The organism is Tsukamurella sputi (genome assembly GCF_007858445.1).
GTDB lineage: Bacteria > Actinomycetota > Actinomycetes > Mycobacteriales > Mycobacteriaceae > Tsukamurella > Tsukamurella sputi.
Window position 1 is genome coordinate 1 of record NZ_VIGV01000225.1, and the last position, 516, is coordinate 516.

1 pseudogene is annotated in these 516 nt (G+C 67.6%); it reads right to left on the reverse strand.

Features of this window, described 5'->3' with window-relative positions:
* Positions 1–516: pseudogene (locus FK268_RS24590) on the reverse strand (NAD(P)/FAD-dependent oxidoreductase); the annotation flags it as partial.

Below are 516 nucleotides of genomic sequence, written 5' to 3' on the forward strand. Positions count from 1 at the left end.
AGGAAGCTGATGAACCAGTGGACCAGGGTGATCACCTGTTGCTTGAAACCGACGATGTAGAGCAGGTGGAGGAAGCACCAGGCCAGCCAGGCCGGGAAGCCCGTCATCTTCACCCGCCCCACACTCACGACCGCCTTGAACCGGGCGATCGTCGCCATGGACCCCCTGTCGGTGTAGGTGAAGTGAGACGCCGCGGGCTCGGCTCCCCTGAGGCGGGCATCGACGAGGGCGGCCACGAAACGCGCAGACTGGATCGCCCCCTGGGCGACGCCCGGGACGCCCTCGACGGACATGAGGTCCCGGATGACGAAGGTCTCGGGGTGATCGGGAACGGTGAGATCGGGTCCCACCTGCACCCGCCCCGCCCGGTCCAACTGTGCTCCCGTGCGTTCCGCCAACACCCGTCCCAACGGGGATCCCTGGACTCCCGCTGCCCACACCTTGCACACCGAGGGGATGCGCTCGATGGTCCCCTCGGCGTCGCGCACGGTGACGGACTCGGCATCCATGTCCGTG